The organism is Streptomyces sp. NPDC000941 (genome assembly GCF_053599555.1).
In genome coordinates this window covers 1-2,712 of record NZ_JBSFMM010000484.1, presented here as the reverse complement: position 1 = coordinate 2,712, position 2,712 = coordinate 1, and the positions used below count along the sequence as shown (strand labels likewise).

The window sequence follows — 2,712 nt, the reverse complement described above, 5'->3', positions numbered from 1 at the left end:
CACGGTGTCGCGGTCGACTGGGCGGGGATCTTCCATGGCGCATCCCGGGTGGATCTGCCCACGTATGCCTTCCAGCGCAAGCGCTACTGGCTGGAGCCCCAGGCCGGGGCGGCGGGCAGCAGCACCGCCTCCAGCCTCGGGCTCGGCTCCGCCGAGCATCCGCTCCTCGGCGCGGCTGTCGAACTCGCCGGTGCCGAAGGTCTGTTGCTCACCGGACGGCTGTCGCTCCAGACCCACGCCTGGCTTGCGGATCACACCGTGGCGGACAGCGTGCTGCTGCCCGGCACCGCGTTCGTCGAGCTCGCCATCCGCGCGGGCGACCAGGTCGGCTGTGAGGCCGTCGAGGAACTGACGATCCAGGCTCCGCTCGTCCTCCCGGCGCGCGGCGGTGTACAGCTGCAGCTCACGGTCGGCGAGCCGGGCGACTCGGGACGGCGGTCCCTGAACATCTACTCCCGTGCGGGCGACGCCTCGACCGAGGAGCCGTGGACCTGCCACGCCATGGGTGTGCTCGGCATGAGCGCGCGGCCCGACGCCTCGGCACAGCGCATCGCGGATGCGGATCTCGCGGGCGTTTGGCCGCCGGAGGGCGCGGTCGCGGTCGGGACCGATGATCTGTACGAGCGCTTCGCCGCCGCAGGCTACGGATACGGCCCGCTCTTCCAGGGCCTGCGGGCGGCATGGCGGCGTGGGGACCAGGTCTTCGCGGAGGTCGCGCTCGGCGAGGACCAGCGGGCTGAGGCCGCCCGCTTCGGGCTCCACCCCGCGCTGCTCGATGCGGCCCTGCACGGGCTGCGCCTCGGCGGATTCTTCCCCGACGACGGCCAGGTGCGGCTGCCGTTCGTCTGGCGCGGAGTGACGCTGCGGGCGGCGGGCGCCTCGATGCTGCGGGTCGCGCTGGCCTCGGACGGCACTGACGCGGTGTCCGTGACGGTGGCTGATGGCGCGGGCGAACTGGTGGCCGCGGTGGACTCGCTGGTCGTACGGCCGGTGGACCCCGACCGGCTGGCCGCGCCCCGCGGCGGAGAGCAGCACGAATCCCTGTACCGGGTGGATTGGACGGCCGTTCCGCACATTGCCTCGGGCGGTGCGGCGACGGCGGCCACGTGGGCGGTGCTGGGAGGGGCCGAGTCGGACCTGCCGCTCGCCGCCCTGGGTGCCGGAGGAGCGGTGTACCAGGACCTGGGCGCGCTCGGCGACGCCGTAGCGGCGGGCGGCACAGTGCCACCCGTGGTGCTGGTCCCCTGCGCGGCCCCGGCCCCGGCCATGGACCGAGACATGGCCGAGGATGTGCGCACGGGCCTGTTCCGGGTTCTTGAGGTGGTGCAGGCCTGGCTGGCGGACGGGCGGTTCGCGGGATCGCGCCTGGTGGCCGTCACCCGGGGCGTGATGGCGGCCGAGTCCGGCGAGGACGTACGCAACCTGGCCGCGGCCTCGGTGTGGGGACTGCTGCGGTCGGCGCAGTCCGAGAACCCAGGCCGTTTCCTGCTGCTCGACATCGACGCGGACGACGCTTCGCGTGAGGTGCTGCCTGCCGCGGTCGAGTGGGCGATGGCTCAGGACGAGACGCAGGTGGCGCTGCGCACCGGCGAGGTGCGGGTGCCACGCATGGCGCGGATTGCGCGGGACGGCACGCTCACGCCGCCTGCCGGTGTGTCCGCGTGGCGCCTCGAAATTCCGAACAAGGGCTCGTTCGGCAACCTGCGGCTGCTGGAGCACCCTGCGGCGGCTGCGCCGCTCGCCGCCGGTGAGGTCCGCGTCCGGGTACGGGCGGCCGGGCTCAACTTCCGCGATGTGGTGCTCGCGCTGGGCGTCGTACCCGACCAGGAGATCATGGGCAGCGAGGCGGCGGGCATCGTGGCCGAGATCGGCCCCGGAGTCACTGACCTGGCACCCGGCGATCGGGTGATGGGACTGTTCGCCGGGGCCTTCGGCCCGCTGGCGGTGACCGACCGGCGGATGCTCGCCCCGATGCCGACCGGCTGGACGTTCGAGCAGGCGGCGTCCGTGTCGATCGTGTTCCTGACCGCGTACTACGGACTGCGGGACCTCGCCGGGCTGCGGACGGGCGAGTCGGTGCTGGTGCACGCGGCCGCCGGTGGCGTGGGCATGGCCGCGGTGCAGCTCGCCCGGCACTGGGGCGCTGAGGTCTTCGGCACGGCCAGCGAGGGCAAGTGGGACACGCTGCGCGCCTCCGGCCTCGACGACGCGCACATCGCCAACTCGCGCACGCTGGAGTTCGAAGAACGGTTCCTGGCCGAGACCGAAGGCCGAGGCGTGGATGTCGTACTGGACTCCCTGGCCCGGGAGTTCGTAGACGCCTCGCTGCGGCTGCTGCCGCGTGGCGGGCGCTTCCTGGAGATGGGCAAGACCGACAAGCGGGATCCGGCCGAGGTGGCTGCCGCGCACCCCGGAGTCGAGTACCGGGCGTTCGACCTGGCCGAGGCCGGCCCCGACCGCATCCAGGAGATGCTCACCGAACTGCTCGACCTCTTCGAACGAGGCGTGCTGAGTCCGTTGCCCGTCACCACCTGGGACATCTCTAGGGCCCCGGAGGCATTCCGCCACCTCAGCCAGGCCAAGCACATCGGCAAGGTCGCCCTCACCCTGCCCGCTCCGTTTGGTGGTGGGACGGTGTTGGTGACGGGTGGTACGGGGGTGTTGGGTGGTTTGGTGGCTCGGCATTTGGTGGTGGTGCATGGTGTGCGGCGT

Annotated in this window: 1 protein-coding gene; it reads left to right on the top strand. The window is 72.7% G+C overall.

From position 1 onward, the window contains the following. A partial coding sequence (locus ACWDSL_RS52885; protein WP_450496864.1) for a polyketide synthase dehydratase domain-containing protein occupies positions 1-2,712 on the top strand: 2,712 nt, incomplete at both ends.